Origin of the sequence: Bacillus sp. JAS24-2 (genome assembly GCF_008274905.1) — a bacterium.
Taxonomy (GTDB): Bacteria; Bacillota; Bacilli; order Bacillales; family Bacillaceae_G; genus Bacillus_A; species Bacillus_A cereus.
Genome location: NZ_CP031069.1, coordinates 407,759 through 424,571, shown reverse-complemented (window position 1 = coordinate 424,571; position 16,813 = coordinate 407,759). Strand labels below are relative to the sequence as shown.

Below are 16,813 nucleotides of genomic sequence, written 5' to 3'. Positions count from 1 at the left end.
AAAATGTTAAATTATTGCTGTATTTACAATAATACTACAAAAATATTTATTATGAAACATATATTTATATAGGTGGTTTTATTGTTGATAGAATTGTTAAAAAAATACAAATTATATGATAATATTGAAATTAGTTAGGGAGGTGAAAAATATGAAAAAAGTTAATGTAAGAACAACATCATTCCAAGTATTTAAAGATTCAAACATTATGGCACCTGTAAAAGAAACAGTTAACAAATAATATTTATTTAGATTTATAAACTGATATAAGAGAGGTGAAAACCATGAAAAAAGTTAATGTAAGAACAACATCATTCCAAGTGTTTAAAGACTCAAACATTATGGCACCTGTAAAAGAAACAGTTAACAAGTAATATCATGAATTAGCATGATCTTTTTCGGAAGATCATGCTAACTGAATGGAGAAATTAGCATGCAAAAATGGGATATTGTAAATCAAGATGTAGTAATATTTGATGATCATAATAAAGCAACTATTTCCAGGATTTTGGGTGAAGAAATAATAACAAAGAGATATTGGGATTATTTAGCTTATCCAATTTACTCATTAAATAGTAAAAAAGTATTAATGCTTGGATTGGGCGGAGGTACTGTCATTCAATTACTAAATAAATGGGGCTGGTTAGGTCAATTCGATGCTATAGACAATAACAAGGATCTAATAGAAGGGTTAATGGAACATGGACATCTCAACTACAGTAATCTTAATATAATCTATTCTGATGCAAGAGAATTCATTGGAAATTGTCAAGAGAAATATGATGCAATTGTTATTGATCTTTATGATGATAATGGTCCAGTAAATGATTTATATACAGATGCATATATAAATAAGTTAAAAGAAATGTTAACCCCTAATGGTATGTTGCTATATCATTGTATTGACCCTACTAGTAAGTATATTCTTTTTGATCTAGTATCTCATATAAAAAAGATGCCCTCCTTTTCATATACGGTATCTTCATTATTAGCAGAAAATTTTCAATATGTATACAATATACCTTTTACAACAAGTTCATTGGTATTTGCGTCCAATAGGGATTTAGAGTTTTCAATTAGAAATTCCCAGGAACCCTCTATACAATGGCTAAATATATTTTTTCAGAATAGAACTCTAACAAATGAATATTTATCTAATTTTGTTACTAAAACAACCTTTCCATTGACGTATGAAAGAATAAACAAACCAGAACAATCTTTTCTTAATATTTTAATTGAAAGTTTTACAGAACCATATTCAAATGAAATATTAAAAATATTTAATAACTTTATTTCACAAGATAATTTATATGGAAAGATTTATAGATTAGGTGATTATCAACTGGAAGATGTTCCCCTAGAATTACAACATAGTTTTTGCCTTTTTATAAAAATATTAATAAATCAAAACAATATACAAGTACTTCCATCAATGATAGAAGAGCTATATACAGAACTATCTTTATTAGATATACGGCAAAAAAATAGTATCTTAAGTTATAGTTTTGCATTAATTAATGATTGGGAAAGTGCAAAAAATATAATACTTACCACACAGGAGGTTGAATAAGTTGAATAAAGATTTTTATGCAGGTATTTTATTTCATAATACTCCTAAATATCACGAATTAAACCAGTATATTAATGATAGTGTAGATGCTTATGAGTTAATTTTAGGTCAGTATGCTAAAGAGCCAGATGCTATAGAAGATATAAAACAATTTGGAAAACCATTAATACTACATACGAATGTGCTATCACCATGTTCTTATAACGGGACTGCTGATTCTATAATTAGCAAGGTAGAAAATAGAGTGAAAATCTCAGATGCTTTGTGGGTGGGAGACCATATGTGTTTCTCTAAAATTCAAGGCATTGATACAGGTACATTAATGCCACCTTTCTTTATGGAAGAAGAGGTAGATTTTTATTCGAAAAATATTAATTTAATTCAAGAACAGTTGTCTTGTCCGTTAGCGATAGAAAATGTTGTTATGCACTATAATCCAATTGGAAATCTCTCACCAGGAGAATTCTTCCATAAAATCACAGAAAAAACAGGTGTAGGGTTAATATTGAGTTTAGAGAATATTGCTCAGAGTGCGTTTTATAGCAAATTAGATCCGTATGAATTTATTGATAGCTTACCTTTGGAAAAAGTAGTTCAAATTCATTGTAGTTTAGGAAATATTGAGGAGCAAAGGGAAAATTCTTATTATTATGAAAAACAATTACATCACTTCGAAATTTTAGAATACTTATCTAAAAAGGAAAAATTTCAACCAAGAGCATTAATGTGGGAATTAGAAACGGAGGTCCCTTCTTTACCAGAGGTGGAGTATTTAAAAGAAAAACTAAATTGGGCAAGAGAATTATTTTCTAAGCAATTAATAAAATAAGGAGTGAGATTAATGATTAGTAAATTACAAATTTTTGTTGCTACCTATTTGCGAAATCCTAATTTTAGAGATCTTTATACCATTAATAGTGAAGCCGCTTATCAACTATTAGAAATAGATGATAAAAGCAAAATTTTAATTGAAAAAATAGATATTAAGCATTTAGATGAATCTGTAAAAAATTTAACAATTGAAAGGTTGGAAAAAAGAAAGGCTGAATTTCAAGAATTTTTCCATTATATATCTAAGTTTGTAAATATAGATGTGTATTTTAATCTTTTTTTAAGAATGTATCCTACAGGTTCTGTGAGTCGTGAAGTTGAAGTAAAAAGATTTGTTCAATTTTCCACTTCGTATATTAAAGAAAACGCTCTTCCGTTAGTTTTAATTGACTTATTAATATACTGTGCTAAATTGACTACTTTGTCAGATAAGCCAAGAGAAAATAAAGATGAGTATTTAAAAAATAAAAGTATTAGATTTGAAGACATAAATACTGTTAAATTGCTTGAACCATATGAGGTAATAGAGTTAAATTACAATTTGTCTCAAGTGTTAAATGATGATCTTAGTATCGAGCAGATTATGAAGATTACTCCTAGTAAAACAAAATTTTTTATTCAAAAAAAATATGATTTGCCAACATCATGCAATGTGCTAGAAGTAGATGATGAAGAGTTTTTAAATTTAATAATGGAAAGAAGAGAAATAAAGGAAATATTAGCTAAGGATACTGATGAAAGAAAAGAAAATATTGAATATTTAATTTCAGAAAAGATTGCTATCCCTAGTTAATTGTGAAATCCCTACCTAAGTAGTAGGGGTTTTGTGTTCTTGATTTAATAATGAATACAAATAGAAATTTATGTATGGCAATAGATGTAGCAATAAACTATTTGTTTATAAGGAGATTTAATACATGTGTGGAATATTTGGCTTTTTTAATAATTCTTTAGTTAATAATGAAAATATATATATAAAATCTATGAGTGAATCACTAGAACATAGGGGACCAGATGACTTTCAATTTTATAAGGACTTAATGATTACGATGGGAGCCAATCGTTTTAGTATTACTGATATATCAAATGGCAGACAACCTTTTAAAAGTAGAAATGGTCAAGTAATCTGTTTTTTTAATGGAGAAATTTACAATCATTTTGATTTAAGAAGTAAACTGAGAGCCAAGGGATATATTTTTAATACCCAATGTGATGGAGAAGTAATACCATACCTATATGAAGAATATGGATATGATTTTCTAGAGTATCTAGATGGTATGTTTTCTATTTGTTTATGGGACCAAAATAAAAAAGAATTGGTATTAGCTGTCGATCCATTTGGTATTAAGCAACTATATTATTATCATAAAAATAACGAATTTTCTTTTTCGTCAGAGATTAAAGGTTTAGCGACTTTGCCTTTTGTAGATTTAGAAATAGATACGCAAGTAGTACATGAATATTTATTTTACAAGGCAATTTTCCCACCTAAAACATTCTTTAAACAAATTAATAAATTAGAACCAAGTAACCTTTTAATTATAAGACCTGATGGAGTGCAGAAAAAGCAATATAATAGCAAGATTGGAAAAGAAATGAATGAATATCCAGATAATACACAAAAACTTATAGAAATATTAGAAGAAAAAATTATACATAACACTGTAACAATGGTACCGGATGAGGTGAATTTTGGCTGTTTATTAAGTGGTGGATTAGATTCTAGTATAATAACTTCCATACTAAGTAAATACACAGATAGAAAATTTGATGTTTTCTCAATAGGCTATCCAGGGAATTTGGCGGCGGATGAAAGGGAATATGGTAGACGGTTAACAAAAGACTTAGGAATACATTTACATGAAGTTGTTTTGAAACCAAATGAAATTCCCGCTTTACTTCAAAACGTAAATGAAAGTATTGAAGAGCCAATTCAGGATCCAATAACACTCCCTACATATAAAGTAATTCAACAAGCAAGTTATAGCAATAAAGTACTTTTTACTGGTGACGGTTCAGATGAATTATTTGGAGGATATGCTCGTTATAAAAGTTTTATAAAAAGTGGAAAAGAAGAATATTTTAATCAGTTAGGTGTATGTAACCTTAATGAATTTAATCAAATTTTTAAATTGGAAAATATACCCCAAAATTCTTTTTATAATAAATTTGTTGAATTAGACTCCTTAGAGCAGTTAATGGACTTGGAACAACAAACAAGATTACCTGGTTATCATCTGTTAAGGCTTGATAAATTATCTATGGCTCATACAGTAGAGGCTAGAGTTCCATTTTTAAGAGGAGAGATAGTAGAAATTGCACGTAAACTTTTAAGAACTGAGAGCTGTATAAAAAATAATAATGAGAAATGGATGCTTAAGAGAGCTGTATCAAAGGTAGTTCCTGATTACATAATTAATAGGCAAAAAAAACCTTTCACGTTACCTATTAATGAATGGATTAAAAATGAATTATTTGAGTTTGTTGAATCTACTTTGTTAGCCAGCAATTCGTTTACTCAGACCATAATATCTAAGAAGCAAATAAAGGAAATAATAATGCAACATAAAGCGGGCTATATAGACTATTCTCACTTTATTTGGGCCATAGTAGTACTTAATAGTTTTGTTGAATCATTTAAAACTATTAAATCTAACAAAACTGCAAAATTGATTTATTAAAGGTGGTGCTATTTTGTTGACCTTAGTTAATTCACCATCAAAATTTGGAATAATACAAAGTGGTAATAGTAAGGTTATAGTTTGTCTTATAGAAAATTTTAATAGCGAAATTTTTAGTGAACTATATAGCTATTTTTTGATTCATATTAAAGATAGAATCAAGAAATATTTAGGTACTAACATAAGCAAGGTAGCCTTAGTTACAGAACATCCCAATAAAATTGTTAACTTGCAAAGTTTATTTCTACAATATATACCTGAAAAAGGAATCTTTGATATTAATGGCAATTGTGGTAATGCAATGATTGCAGCAACCATATTTTACAATTTGAAAATAAATGGGAATAGATTAGCGTATTATTCTGTAATTAATATGAATACTAACAAAAAACATATTATATCTATAAATAGAAAATCGGGGCATACTTTAGAAACGGAAATATCGTTTGAACAACCTCAAGGATCTATAACAAAAACATTATTACCAACTGGAAATCTAGTAGATATAGTAACTGTTAATGAACGAAATTATAAGGTTAGTATAGTGGATGCGGGAAATCCGTATGTTTTCATTGATAAAGAGCAATTGTTATTGTCCGAAAGTTTGTTTAGGAGTGTTGACCTTCCATTAAGTAGAGAATACGAACTGATTAGAAAGGAAGCACAAAATTTAATTAAAATTAATGCAGACTCTGTTTTTCCGAAATTCTCTATCATTAGCCAAAGTAAAGAGGCGAATTCTATTAATGCTAGAATGATTTCAGTTGCAGATTGGCATAAATCTTTTGCTCTTACTGGTTTAGTATGTCTTTCTACTGCAGCTATGATAAGGGGAACGGTAGTTAATCAAAATGTAAAACTAGTAGATGATAAAAATTTGTTTGTGAACACAATAAACAGAAAAAAAATTGAGATAAAAAGACTTAATAGAAATATTTTTACATCATCCCTGTCTATTACTCAAACTGTAATTATTAAGGAGGAATTATCATGTATGTAACATTAGGTAAAAAAGATAAGAAAAGTTTTTTATATAAGGAATTTATAGATGAACAAATAAATTTATTATCGGATTTGCTAAAAGAGAGCTCCAAAGATTGCGATCAACAATACAAATTTCCAGAACAATTAATTAATGAAATGCAAGAATGTGGTTTATTTAATATTTTAATACCGACAGAATATGGTGGAAAAGGAGGAACTATAACTGATACAGTTTATGCTATAGAGAAAGTTGCACAGTATTGCTCTTCTACAGCCATTATAATGATGTTTCATTATCAAGTTGTAAAAAGAATAATGGAATTTGGCGATGAATTCCAAAGAGAGAAATATCTTAAAAAGCTTGCTGGGAGTTCTTTAGGAGCTTCTGCTTGGACTGAACCAAATTCTGGTGCCAATAAACATGGTTTATCAGCTGTTTTAAGGAATAATGATACCACGGGATATGTATTGGAAGGAAGAAAAAGCTTTTGTACTGGAGCAGGAAAAGCAGCAATTTATACAGTATTAGTGAAAACAGATTTTGAGAATAATGAAAGTTTTAGGAGCGAATCGTTTGGTTTAAGTAACCAATCATTTGTAATTATAGAATCGGGTGATTTAGGGGTAGAATTTGGTGACAAATGGAGCGGCATGGGAATGAGAGGTACAGAAACAGGTGAATTGTCATTTTCAAATTGTAAAATTCCACGAAATCGTTTATTAGGAGGAATTGGGGAAGGAGTCAATATAATGAGGGCAAATAGGAGTTCAGCTCTTCATCCTGGAATAGTAGCTTTAGGAATCTCCAAAAAAGCTTTAGAAATTAGTTTAAACTATGCCAAAGAGAGAGAGTTAGTTAAATTTCAAGCTGTGCGATTCTATTTAGCTGAAATGAAAATAAAGCTATCAGCTATGGAATTGATGGTATATCAATCTGCAAAATTTTCAGATGAAAATCTAAATGATTTGTCAGCATATTATACAATGCAGTCTAAAGTCCTAACTGCTGAAAGTGCGATAAATATTACTAACTCAGCACTACAAGTTTTGGGAAGTAAAGGGTATATCAATGAATTTTTAATAGAAAAACTATATCGAGATGTTAGAGCAATATCACTTATGGGACCAACTACTGAGTTATGTAAGGAAATGGTTTTTACTGATTTGGATAAATGGGGTAATGAATTATGAAAGAATTTATGTTGAAAAATATAAATGTAGTTAACTGGGATGAGATATATGAAGCAAACGTTTTAATTCAAGAGGGGAAAATAACTGAGATTTATAGGAATACACATTCAAATACTGAATACCCTTATATGGATATGAAGGGTAAGTATCTGTTACCAGGATTAATAGATAGTCATGTTCATTTAAGAGAACCAGGCCTTGAACATAAAGAAGAAATTAAGACTGGAACCTTAGCGGCATTGGCTGGTGGAGTCACATATATTATTGATATGCCGAATACTAATCCACAAACAGATAGTATTGTAGAATTAAATAAGAAAAAGAAATTATTTGAAAAAAAATCGAAAACACTATTTAGTTTACACTTTCTTGGTACAGAAACAAATCTTCATGAGTTACAAAAATTAAACGAGGGGGATGTAGCTTCGATTAAGATTTTTATGGCTGGACATCATACTGCTAAAAATATAGTCAAAGATGAAAAAATTTTAACCAAGATTATGCAAATAGCAAGACAAAAAAATATAAAAATAACTGTTCATGCTGAAGATGCAGAGCTTATTGATGCACAAAGTGAAAAAAGTATTGAAGATTACACATTTAAAAGATCTGGAAACGTAGCTGGCAGTGCTATAAAAAAGTTAATTAGGCTTTGTAAAAAAACAAAATGTAGTTTACATATTCTGCATGTAAGTTCAATAGAAGAGGTAAAACTAATAGAAGATGCAAAAAATAGAGGTTTGCCAATTACATATGAGTTTATTCCGCCTCATCTCTATTATACTTATCAGGATATGTACAAAATTGGGAACTTTATAAAATTAAGTCCTCCTTTAAGAACAGCTGCAGATCAAGAGTTTTTAATAAAATATCTTCTAAATAAGAAGGTAGATTGTATAGGCTCTGATCATGCTCCACATAGTATCGAGGAAAAGAAAAGAAATTTCACTGATGCACCTCCTGGAATGCCTGGTGTACAAGAAATGCTTTCGGTGATATACACCTTATTAATAAAAAGAGGATTATCTGTTCAGGAATCCTTGAAATTATGTACATATTATTTAGCTTTTAAACCATCTGAAATATTTAATATAAAAGGAAAAGGATATATAGAAAAAAATATGGACGCAGATTTTTTTATTTTTGATCCTGATTTTGAATGTAAGGGATTGCAAGTTATGTATACTAAAAATAAATGGTCTGCATATAAGAATGAAATAATAATGGGATCCGTAGAGAAAACATATATAAATGGAGAGCTAGTCTATGAGAAAGTACCGTCGATGCAAACTAGCTGAAAAGAGAGCGGGGTTTAGGTAATGAATACATCAAATTCCATAACATATAGGGATTTATTAAAAAGTAATATTCCATTTAGAAACTTATTTTTAGCGTTATCAATAAGTACATTAGGCGATTGGTTTTATTCTGTAGCACTTATGGGGTTGATATACAAAAATACTAGTTCTCCATTAATGATTAGTATGATATTGCTATCAAGTGCCCTACCAAGGCTGTTACTTAGTCCTTTTGTAGGCGTAATTATTGATCGTTTTAACAAGAAGAAAATAATGATTTTGGCGGATGTATTTAGAGGTGTATTAATATTATTTGTAATCCCATTTTCAAATAATCTAGTAGCTTTATTTTCGATAACGATTTTAAATTCAATAGCAAGTATATTTTTTGTTCCAGCAAGACAAACAATTATACCTAAAATAGTAAGTGAAAACCAGCTTATAATAGCTAATTCTCTATCAAATGTAGTTTATGGTGCAATGGGAATTTTAGGCGCATCTCTTGGTGGGATCTTAACCGCAGTAACTTCATATAAAATTTCATTTTTAATTAATTCTATTTCTTTTTTTATCTGTGCATCAATAGTATTTTTTACTCCAATACCTATTATAAAAATTAAAAATAAATTAAAAGATATTACTTATATGCAAAGTATAGTAGAAGGCTATAAATTTATTTTACAAAATAACCTTGTAGGTGCACTAGTCTTAGTTGGAATGTCCTGGGGAATTGTAGCTGGTGCTTATCAAGTTTTAATTATAATATACGCTACACAAGTATTTAATGCAGGGGACGTCGGTATTGGAGTATTATATTCAACTCAAGGTCTAGGTATTTTAGTTGGAAGTTTATTAGTAGCTAAATATTTTAGTTCCAATATAGAAAGAATGAAAAAGGTTTTTGGCTGGGCTTATTTCACTCAAAGTATATTTTTTGTATTTTTTATTGTTACAAATCAACTATGGTTAGGTGTAATTTTATTATTTATTATGAGAACAGCAGGTGGGGTTATTACTCCCTTAGACAGTACGTTAATCCAAAGATATACTCCTAGTGAAATTTTAGGGAGGGTCTTTACTTTCCATACAGCTACATATTCATCTCTAATGCAATTATCTGTTTTTTTTACAGGGATTTTATTAAATTGGTTAAGCCCTCAAAGTGTGGGACTTATATTCGGTGTTTTATGTATTATTGTGAGCTTGTCTTGGTTAATTGCTTATTATAATAATAAACTAGTTGAACCAGATAAAAAGTATAAGAACATGGGGTGATGATATTGTATAAAGCTCAAAGTCTTACAAAAGAATTAGAGGGTTTTTGGGAACAGATTTCTCAAGAAATATATAATCAGCAATTTTCGAATATTTCTTCTAAAACATTAGTAGAAATATATAACCAGTACGAAGACTGGTGGGAAAAAGATTTTTTAAATTCTTTATTAAAGCGTTATGATATTGAACCTATATGTAATCTGAAAAATGAGATAGCATTTTTTATGCAGGAATATGTGAATGATATATTATATGAGACTGACGAGGAGTATATGCTGCATACGGCTAAATTTAGAAGGTCTTTTACTCGTATGCAGCATATACATAATAGGGTAGAACGAATGGATATTGTAAAAAAAGCGTTGGAAGACGATACTAATTACTCAATCATATTTAAAAATATGATTGAAAAGAGAAATGAATTAATAAAACAAGAATTAAATTATAAAACAATAAGTGATTTTTGGATAAAACATTATCAAATTGATATGAATTGGGTAAAAAAAGCTTGTCAAGATATTTTAAAAATAACATCTAAGAGTTTTAGTAAATTACAAAGAGAAGTGATTAGTTCTTCAACTGGAAGCATAGATGGACTAGAAATATATGATTTATTATATGCATCTAAATATTCACCGTTCGATCACCTTATTAATAATGAATCATACTCTAAAATTCTCTCTGTGTTAAAAGAATATCAACTTGATATAACAAAAGGAAGTATACAAATTATTAGAAGCACTACAGCTACAAGTCCTAGTTGTTTACCTATTTCCGTCCCTAAAAATATTAAAGTTATATTACATCAATCTAATAGCGCTGAATTTTTTCAAAGTTTTTTACATGAGTTAGGACACGCTATATTTTACTCAAATTTAAATGAAAAAGAAGATATTCAAATTAAACAATTAGGATTTAAGGGGATAACAGAAAGTTTTGCTTTTTATTTCCAATTTCTTTTAATGGATGAGAATTTCTTGAAAAAGGTACAATTGACGGAAGAAAAAAATATAGAATATGTTAAAGATTTTTATAAGTGGGAATTCTTAAGGCAGTTAAGGTTATTATGCGCTAAGTTTTTATTGTCAGTATATATATTTGAAAATGAAATTGAAGAAGAAAAATTAAAGGTTGTTTTTAAAGATCTTTTTGAAGATGCTTTAAAAATTAAAATTCAAGAAGATCTATCTTGGTTTTATTATCAAGATATAAAAACTTTATATGAATATTTAACAGGGTTTATTTGGGGATTAAACTTATCATGTAATATAGGTATTAAGGAGATAAAAAATGTTAAGGCTAGTCTCTTTCAACTAGCAAACGATAGTGATATCCCAATTTATTTTATTAATAATCATCTTATTGATTTAAGTGGTTTAGATTACCTAAATAACTTAAAAGAAAAATTTAACTAATCATGTAACATGGATAGCAATTGTATCAGTATTAGTGAATAAAAATGGTTAGATATTTGAGTAAGTAATAGAGACAGTTTAATTGAGTTCTTAGTAACAAAATGAGTTGATTAAATCCAAAGCTAAGAAACCCGCGCTACACACAGAAAGCTCAATTCTGATTTTCATGGAGACAGTAAGACGTAAAATTAGTGACGAGCATTTAAAAGAACGAATGAAAGGAAAGCGAATTGGAACCGTTACAACTGGAGTAATTTTTATTTCCGCATTCCGTTTCAGGTATGGTCCTTGAAAAAAGAATCACAACAAGCCAGATTAAGACGTTATTAGAAAAGAATATGGTAGATGTAATTCAGGGATTTAAATTGAAAAAAGGGAAATCATTTGATGCAAAATTAACATATGACTCCGCACAGAAGAGAATAACTTTTGTATAGGAGAGGAGATAATAACAGTATTAAATCTAAAATTTCATATATAAAATTAATAAGAAATATGATATGATGAAAGTAACAAAATACCTCTAAAAACTATCTTGCAAAAGGACACACCTACGCACACACATGCTATAGGTGTGTCCTTTTGCATTTGTTATGAAGATTTCAAGACTGAAAAAGGTGATTTATATTGTGTATTAGTAATATAACAGCTGTTAAAAAATTGAAAACTCAGGAAGAGATTAAAGAAAACATGGTTTCAAAGTGTCCCAATTGTGAAAAACGTACATTCAGAGCGCTTTATAGTGACTATCCAAAGTGGATACAGTTTTGTTTTTGTTGTAATTATTGAGAAGTAAATAAAATAAATAGACCGTTTATTTACTAAGTACAATCATTTTAAGTACTTTATATAGGAAAAAGATATTGCAATATAAAGATATAAGTTAATGCTTTTTGTATTACATTATTTTTATCTCAAATGACAGCATGTAGCAGTTCTATGAGGACAACAAATGACTCGAGACCTGCCCAGACCGTACGAAAGGGAAGATAGGCAACGTACTGTTGATATCCCAGCAGTGTATAAGGATAAATTAAAAGGCTTAGAAACGGTTAAGGGGAAGATAGTAAAGATAAAGGACGGAGATACTATAGATGTGAACATAAACGGGAAAAAACAGACAGTAAGACTCCTGTTATTGGATACCACTGAGTCTGTATCTCAAAAAATCCCGCCACAAAAGATGGGGAAGGAAGCATCTTCATTTCTAAAGAAACCACTTAAAAGATAAAGTGTAACAATGGTCTATGATGATCGTGGACCAAGAGAGGACAAGTACGTTAAGAAATTGGTATATGTATTTTGTAAAGGGATACATATAATCAAATCAGGTTATGGCATTGTAGAACAATACACTGTCGCCAGAAATGCTGGAAAGCGAAAACGAAGTAAAAGCATTAAAGAATGGCGTGTGGAGCAAAAAAGGATTTGTAGGTGAAGAGACACGCCATTATAACCGTCATTGATTAAGTAATCAACACGTACTTAATCAATGTGAATTTTGTAATAAAAATATTTGTACAAAAATGGAGGTTTCTTGAATGAGAAAAAAAGAAATATGATCTTATCCTTTATTATTTCAATAATATTTATTTTAGCGAGTCTATTGCCATTTAGTAGTAATGAATATGTGTATGTTATCTTTAAAATTGGTGCTGCAGCTGGTGTAATTAATATTGTAATGATCAGCGTTTTCTTGTATTTTCAAAACAAAAAAACAGGACATCTGTTGAATTAATACAGTAAGGTTTCATAGTTTTCTTACCCGTATTAAAAAGAAAAGAGGGATGATTGGGAAGATATCAACAATTGGATACAGTCTATTGAAATAGGGTACTCGAAACATAGAAATAAACTAGTCATATATTAGCAAACGTTTTACATTCTAATTAAATAGGTGAGGCGAATATAGAATGTCAATAATTCGAAAGTATCACATTACAATTGCTTGGATGATAGCTACTAGTGCAATGCTCATAAGTTTGGTTTTTAGTGAATGGATGAAGTTGCCTCCATGTGATTTGTGCTGGTATCAAAGAATGGCCATGTATCCCTTAGTATTAATATTGGGCATAGGAATGTATAGAAAAGATCCATACGTAAGTACATATGCATTCCCATTTGCATGCATTGGTTTATTGATAGCCATCTATCAAATAACAATTCAAGTTTTTCCAACAAATGAAATGAAAATATGTTCTGTAGGAGTTTCTTGTACAGAAGATTACTTGAATATGTTTGGTTTCATCTCGATACCTATGCTATCTTTTATTGGGTTTTTAGCCATCATAATTCTTTTATATATTAAACCTGACAGGGAGACAAAGACCAAACAATATAGTAATTAAGAACTATATACTTAAACGAAAAAAATACTTATGAATTGATAATAAAAATGAAATTAAAAAAGGAGAAATTAGAAATGACAACAATGCAAGTAAGTAATGAAATGTACAAAATTCCGGAGGCGGATGTAGAACTATTAAAAATTATGGCCCATCCAGTTAGATTACAAATTGTGAAGGAGCTAGAACGCCACAAAATTTGTAATGTAACACAGTTAACAGAGCTATTAGATGTGCCTCAATCTACCGTATCTCAACATTTATCTAAAATGCGTGGAAAAATTCTTCGCTCTGAAAGAAGGGGATTAGAGATGTATTATCATATTGTGAATTCCAAGGCATGTCAGATTGTTAGTTTACTAGGATAAATAATTTAAACTAAATAGAAGATTAGGAGAATAAAAATGAAATAAGAGCAGCTATGCATGGCTGCTCTTATTTCATTTGTAATTTTGCATATATTTGTACGCATTTTAGTATAGGGAACATTTTTCTTTTCTATCAAATAAAAAAATCCTGTATGCACAGTCGAAAATTAGGTAGCTATATATAGAAACAAACAATAGTATCGATTACATCGCATAAAAATAAAATTGTTATAACAAGAATAAATTATCCATAGTAAAGTAAAAGAATCCCCCACATGATAAGGGATTCTTCTACTAGGTATTCGTTGGCAAATGATTTTACCGCAGGAATTGAGTATAGCTTACTTAATTCCCTTATATATATTATTAAAGAAGAAAGCAGTTGTCAAAATTACGTATAAAAAAAGAGACGGGATACCCACCCTTTTTTCATATAAGGGTTAGCAATTAGTTTTTACACGATTCAGGCTCATTTTATGTTTTATAGAAAGGTGACCCAAACTAATCATTTATAATTTTAGTTAAGAGGCTTAGAGTTGAGGGAATTTAAAAGGCCCTGTTATTAAAGACAGGGCTTTTCAAAAAGGAGTGATAGTTAACAACTGAAGATGCCTTTATATTACCATTATTGGGATCGTTATTCCATATTTTTATGTTGATAAATAATATATGTTATAGAAAGCGAGATGGGGAGATTATCCTTATAAATTTTACAATACGAGAAAGCAAAGATTGAATTTATCATTTTAGCCAAGAAGACTTTTTCCTCAAGGAACGCGAAGTGAGTAGGTGGGAGATGAATTGGCTTCGAACAAAGTATGGCATCATTCCTAAAGCAGGGTAAGTATCATTTAAAGTTATGTAATAGATTATTTAATAATTATTTCAAAATAAACAAAGAATATTCCGGTTAAAAATTAGAGGACATCAATTCATTGGAACAGTAAAAAACAGTTTTCAAGATAGATATCCTATCTGTATTGAGGAAGAATATATTTTCTCAACAGGAGAAATAGTAATGATCTATAAGTATTACTTATAAGGATAATAGAAATTAATAATAAAGGAGAATGCGAAATGTTAACAGTAATATCTAATAATGATCTAGCTAAAATCCGCGAAGAAGATGTAGATGTATTAAAGGTAATGGCACATCCGGTTCGATTAAAAATCATAAGTGAATTAATACATCATAAAATGTGCAATGTTACACAGTTAACAGAAATATTAAAACTTCCACAATCCACTGTTTCACAACATTTAGCAAAGTTAAGAGGAATCGTACTCCGTGCAGAAAGAAAGGGATTAGAGATGCATTATTATATTGATAATATTAAAGCTCGTCAGATTGTAGAAATTTTAGGGGTGTAGGTTAGTAATACGTAAAAGTTTCCTATTATATAGGAAACTTTTTTCTATGTTGAACAAAGTGTAATCTGTGATAAAGAAAAATGAAATTTGGAAAGGGTGAATTTCAGAATATTATATTGGAGTGCAAGTTTTTAATTTAGGTTATGTAATTTATAATTTTTAAGTAAGAAAGGATGGTAGTGGAAGAAAGTCCAATAACTGTAATAATTTCTTTCTAAGTTTAATAAATTATTATGTAATAATTAAACTATAAGGTTATTTAAATGTAATAAAGATAAATAAATAGTTTAGTATGAAGTTATGCATATTTAGCTTTCATTTACATTCATGCTCTTAATATAGTAAGGAAATTAGTAAGGGGGACTATTAAAATGAACAAAAAATTCTTTAAGCAGTTAAAAACAATGGCTACAAATAAAAAAGGATTAAGTGCCGCTGCAGTAGCAGTAGGAATTATGGGGACAACCTTAATCCCCCAAAATGCCTATGCACATGGGTTCGTTGAAAAGCCAGGTAGCCGCGCGGCTTTATGTAGTCAAAATTATGGGGCGTTGAATTCAAATTGTGGGAATATAATGTATGAAACGCAAAGCTTAGAGGCACCTAAAGGATTCCCACAAAGTGGGCCAGTTGACGGGAAAATTGCTTCAGCGGGAGGTCTGTTTGGTGGAATTCTTGATTAACAAACAGCTGATCGATGGTTTAAGAATACAATTAAGGGTGGAGAGAATACATTCACTTGGAAATATACTGCTCCTCATTCAACAAGTCAGTGGCATTACTACATTACAAAAAAAGGATGGGATCCAAAAAAATCTCTAACAAGAGCGGATTTTGAACCAATAGGAACTGTAAAACACGATGTTTCTGCAGCATCTAATAATCTATCACATAAAATTAATGTACCAACTGATCGCAGTGGGTATCATGTCATATTAGCAGTTTGGGATGTAGCTGATACCGTAAACGCTTTCTATAATGTGATTGATGTGAATCTAATAAATAATGAAAAACCAGATACAGAAGCGCGAACTCAACCATCTGGAGTACAAGTAGTAAAAGCTACTTCAAATAGTGTAGAACTTAGTTGGAAGCCTGCAATCGATAATGTAGGGTTGAAAGAATGTCAAGTATTACATCCTTGAAGGTATTCCTAAAGCCCTTGAGCATACAGAGTTAAAATGGTTCGTGTTAAAGGTTTAAATAATTTAAATTGGGCGCCAGCTGATATTCCTACAGTAGAATCGCTATAGGAATTAATAAAATACACTTGAAAACAATACTATTATAACGTAATATATAGGTGTGAATTTAATTTATTTGATTCCGTTTATTCCCATACCTTGTGTAATGGTTGAGTTGTAAAAGTAAGTTCTATTCTTACTTTAATTTTGAAAGGGCTTCTTTGAGCCGATTAGTGTAAATAGCTTATTTTGCTATGTACATAATTAATCGGCTCAAAGAAGCTTTTTTTATTTGGTTTC

14 protein-coding genes and 3 pseudogenes are annotated in these 16,813 nt (G+C 29.6%); all 17 read left to right on the top strand.

Going from position 1 to position 16,813, the window contains the following annotated elements; translation table 11 throughout:
- Window positions 1-433 precede the first annotated feature (433 nt).
- On the top strand, window positions 434-1,570 hold the full coding sequence (locus DN407_RS29075; RefSeq protein WP_149216986.1) for a spermidine synthase: 1,137 nt from the start codon (window positions 434-436) through the stop codon (window positions 1,568-1,570).
- A gap of 1 nt (window position 1,571) precedes the next feature.
- Window positions 1,572-2,399 carry a multinuclear nonheme iron-dependent oxidase gene (locus DN407_RS29070; protein WP_165498030.1) on the top strand — a complete coding sequence of 276 codons (828 nt, stop codon included), beginning with the start codon at window positions 1,572-1,574 and terminating at the stop codon, window positions 2,397-2,399.
- 12 nt (window positions 2,400-2,411) lie between these two features.
- The gene (locus DN407_RS29065; RefSeq protein WP_131250687.1) at window positions 2,412-3,194 is read left to right on the top strand and encodes a hypothetical protein; all 783 of its coding nucleotides are present in this window, start codon (window positions 2,412-2,414) and stop codon (window positions 3,192-3,194) included.
- A 124-nt stretch (window positions 3,195-3,318) separates the two neighbouring features.
- Window positions 3,319-5,082, top strand: a complete 1,764-nt coding sequence (gene asnB / locus DN407_RS29060) for an asparagine synthase (glutamine-hydrolyzing) (RefSeq protein ID WP_149216985.1) — start codon at window positions 3,319-3,321, stop codon at window positions 5,080-5,082.
- Between the two features lie 13 nt (window positions 5,083-5,095).
- On the top strand, window positions 5,096-6,082 hold the full coding sequence (locus tag DN407_RS29055; RefSeq protein ID WP_131250691.1) for a PrpF domain-containing protein: 987 nt from the start codon (window positions 5,096-5,098) through the stop codon (window positions 6,080-6,082).
- Window positions 6,073-7,257, top strand: a complete 1,185-nt coding sequence (locus tag DN407_RS29050; RefSeq protein ID WP_131250693.1) for an acyl-CoA dehydrogenase family protein — start codon at window positions 6,073-6,075, stop codon at window positions 7,255-7,257. Before DN407_RS29055 ends, DN407_RS29050 begins: the two co-directional genes overlap by 10 nt.
- On the top strand, window positions 7,254-8,555 hold the full coding sequence (locus DN407_RS29045) for a dihydroorotase (protein WP_149216984.1): 1,302 nt from the start codon (window positions 7,254-7,256) through the stop codon (window positions 8,553-8,555). The genes DN407_RS29050 and DN407_RS29045 overlap by 4 nt, the downstream gene beginning before the upstream one ends.
- A gap of 21 nt (window positions 8,556-8,576) precedes the next feature.
- Window positions 8,577-9,830 (top strand): MFS transporter, encoded by a 1,254-nt coding sequence (locus DN407_RS29040; protein ID WP_149216983.1) that lies wholly within the window; start codon window positions 8,577-8,579, stop codon window positions 9,828-9,830.
- A 5-nt stretch (window positions 9,831-9,835) separates the two neighbouring features.
- The gene (locus tag DN407_RS29035) at window positions 9,836-11,245 is read left to right on the top strand and encodes a hypothetical protein (protein ID WP_149216982.1); all 1,410 of its coding nucleotides are present in this window, start codon (window positions 9,836-9,838) and stop codon (window positions 11,243-11,245) included.
- A gap of 281 nt (window positions 11,246-11,526) precedes the next feature.
- Entirely contained in the window at window positions 11,527-11,682 is a 156-nt protein-coding gene (locus tag DN407_RS33005) for a topoisomerase C-terminal repeat-containing protein (protein ID WP_131250701.1), read from the top strand.
- 481 nt (window positions 11,683-12,163) lie between these two features.
- Window positions 12,164-12,711: pseudogene (locus DN407_RS29025) on the top strand (thermonuclease family protein).
- 71 nt (window positions 12,712-12,782) lie between these two features.
- Complete coding sequence (locus DN407_RS29020) at window positions 12,783-12,983, top strand: hypothetical protein (RefSeq protein WP_149216981.1); 201 nt, start codon at window positions 12,783-12,785, stop codon at window positions 12,981-12,983.
- Between the two features lie 175 nt (window positions 12,984-13,158).
- Window positions 13,159-13,593 carry a disulfide bond formation protein B gene (locus DN407_RS29015; protein WP_149216980.1) on the top strand — a complete coding sequence of 145 codons (435 nt, stop codon included), beginning with the start codon at window positions 13,159-13,161 and terminating at the stop codon, window positions 13,591-13,593.
- 74 nt (window positions 13,594-13,667) lie between these two features.
- Complete coding sequence (locus tag DN407_RS29010; RefSeq protein WP_000210396.1) at window positions 13,668-13,958, top strand: ArsR/SmtB family transcription factor; 291 nt, start codon at window positions 13,668-13,670, stop codon at window positions 13,956-13,958.
- 1,077 nt (window positions 13,959-15,035) lie between these two features.
- Window positions 15,036-15,329 carry an ArsR/SmtB family transcription factor gene (locus DN407_RS29005; RefSeq protein WP_098395959.1) on the top strand — a complete coding sequence of 98 codons (294 nt, stop codon included), beginning with the start codon at window positions 15,036-15,038 and terminating at the stop codon, window positions 15,327-15,329.
- A 371-nt stretch (window positions 15,330-15,700) separates the two neighbouring features.
- Window positions 15,701-16,462 (top strand): annotated as a pseudogene (locus DN407_RS29000) (lytic polysaccharide monooxygenase auxiliary activity family 9 protein); the annotation flags it as partial.
- Window positions 16,458-16,582 (top strand): annotated as a pseudogene (locus tag DN407_RS32430) (8-oxo-dGTP diphosphatase MutT); the annotation flags it as partial. The pseudogenes DN407_RS29000 and DN407_RS32430, both read left to right, overlap by 5 nt.
- Window positions 16,583-16,813: the final 231 nt, after the last annotated feature.

Bases quoted from the DNA above. Each gene is read 5' to 3' on its own strand.
- DN407_RS29075 (WP_149216986.1), top strand. From the start codon at position 434: ATGCAAAAATGGGATATTGTAAATCAAGATGTAGTAATATTTGATGAT.
- DN407_RS29065 (WP_131250687.1), top strand. From the start codon at position 2,412: ATGATTAGTAAATTACAAATTTTTGTTGCTACCTATTTGCGAAATCCT.
- asnB (WP_149216985.1), top strand. From the start codon at position 3,319: ATGTGTGGAATATTTGGCTTTTTTAATAATTCTTTAGTTAATAATGAA.
- DN407_RS29050 (WP_131250693.1), top strand. From the start codon at position 6,073: ATGTATGTAACATTAGGTAAAAAAGATAAGAAAAGTTTTTTATATAAG.
- DN407_RS29045 (WP_149216984.1), top strand. From the start codon at position 7,254: ATGAAAGAATTTATGTTGAAAAATATAAATGTAGTTAACTGGGATGAG.
- DN407_RS29040 (WP_149216983.1), top strand. From the start codon at position 8,577: ATGAATACATCAAATTCCATAACATATAGGGATTTATTAAAAAGTAAT.
- DN407_RS33005 (WP_131250701.1), top strand. From the start codon at position 11,527: ATGGTCCTTGAAAAAAGAATCACAACAAGCCAGATTAAGACGTTATTA.
- DN407_RS29015 (WP_149216980.1), top strand. From the start codon at position 13,159: ATGTCAATAATTCGAAAGTATCACATTACAATTGCTTGGATGATAGCT.
- DN407_RS29010 (WP_000210396.1), top strand. From the start codon at position 13,668: ATGACAACAATGCAAGTAAGTAATGAAATGTACAAAATTCCGGAGGCG.
- DN407_RS29005 (WP_098395959.1), top strand. From the start codon at position 15,036: ATGTTAACAGTAATATCTAATAATGATCTAGCTAAAATCCGCGAAGAA.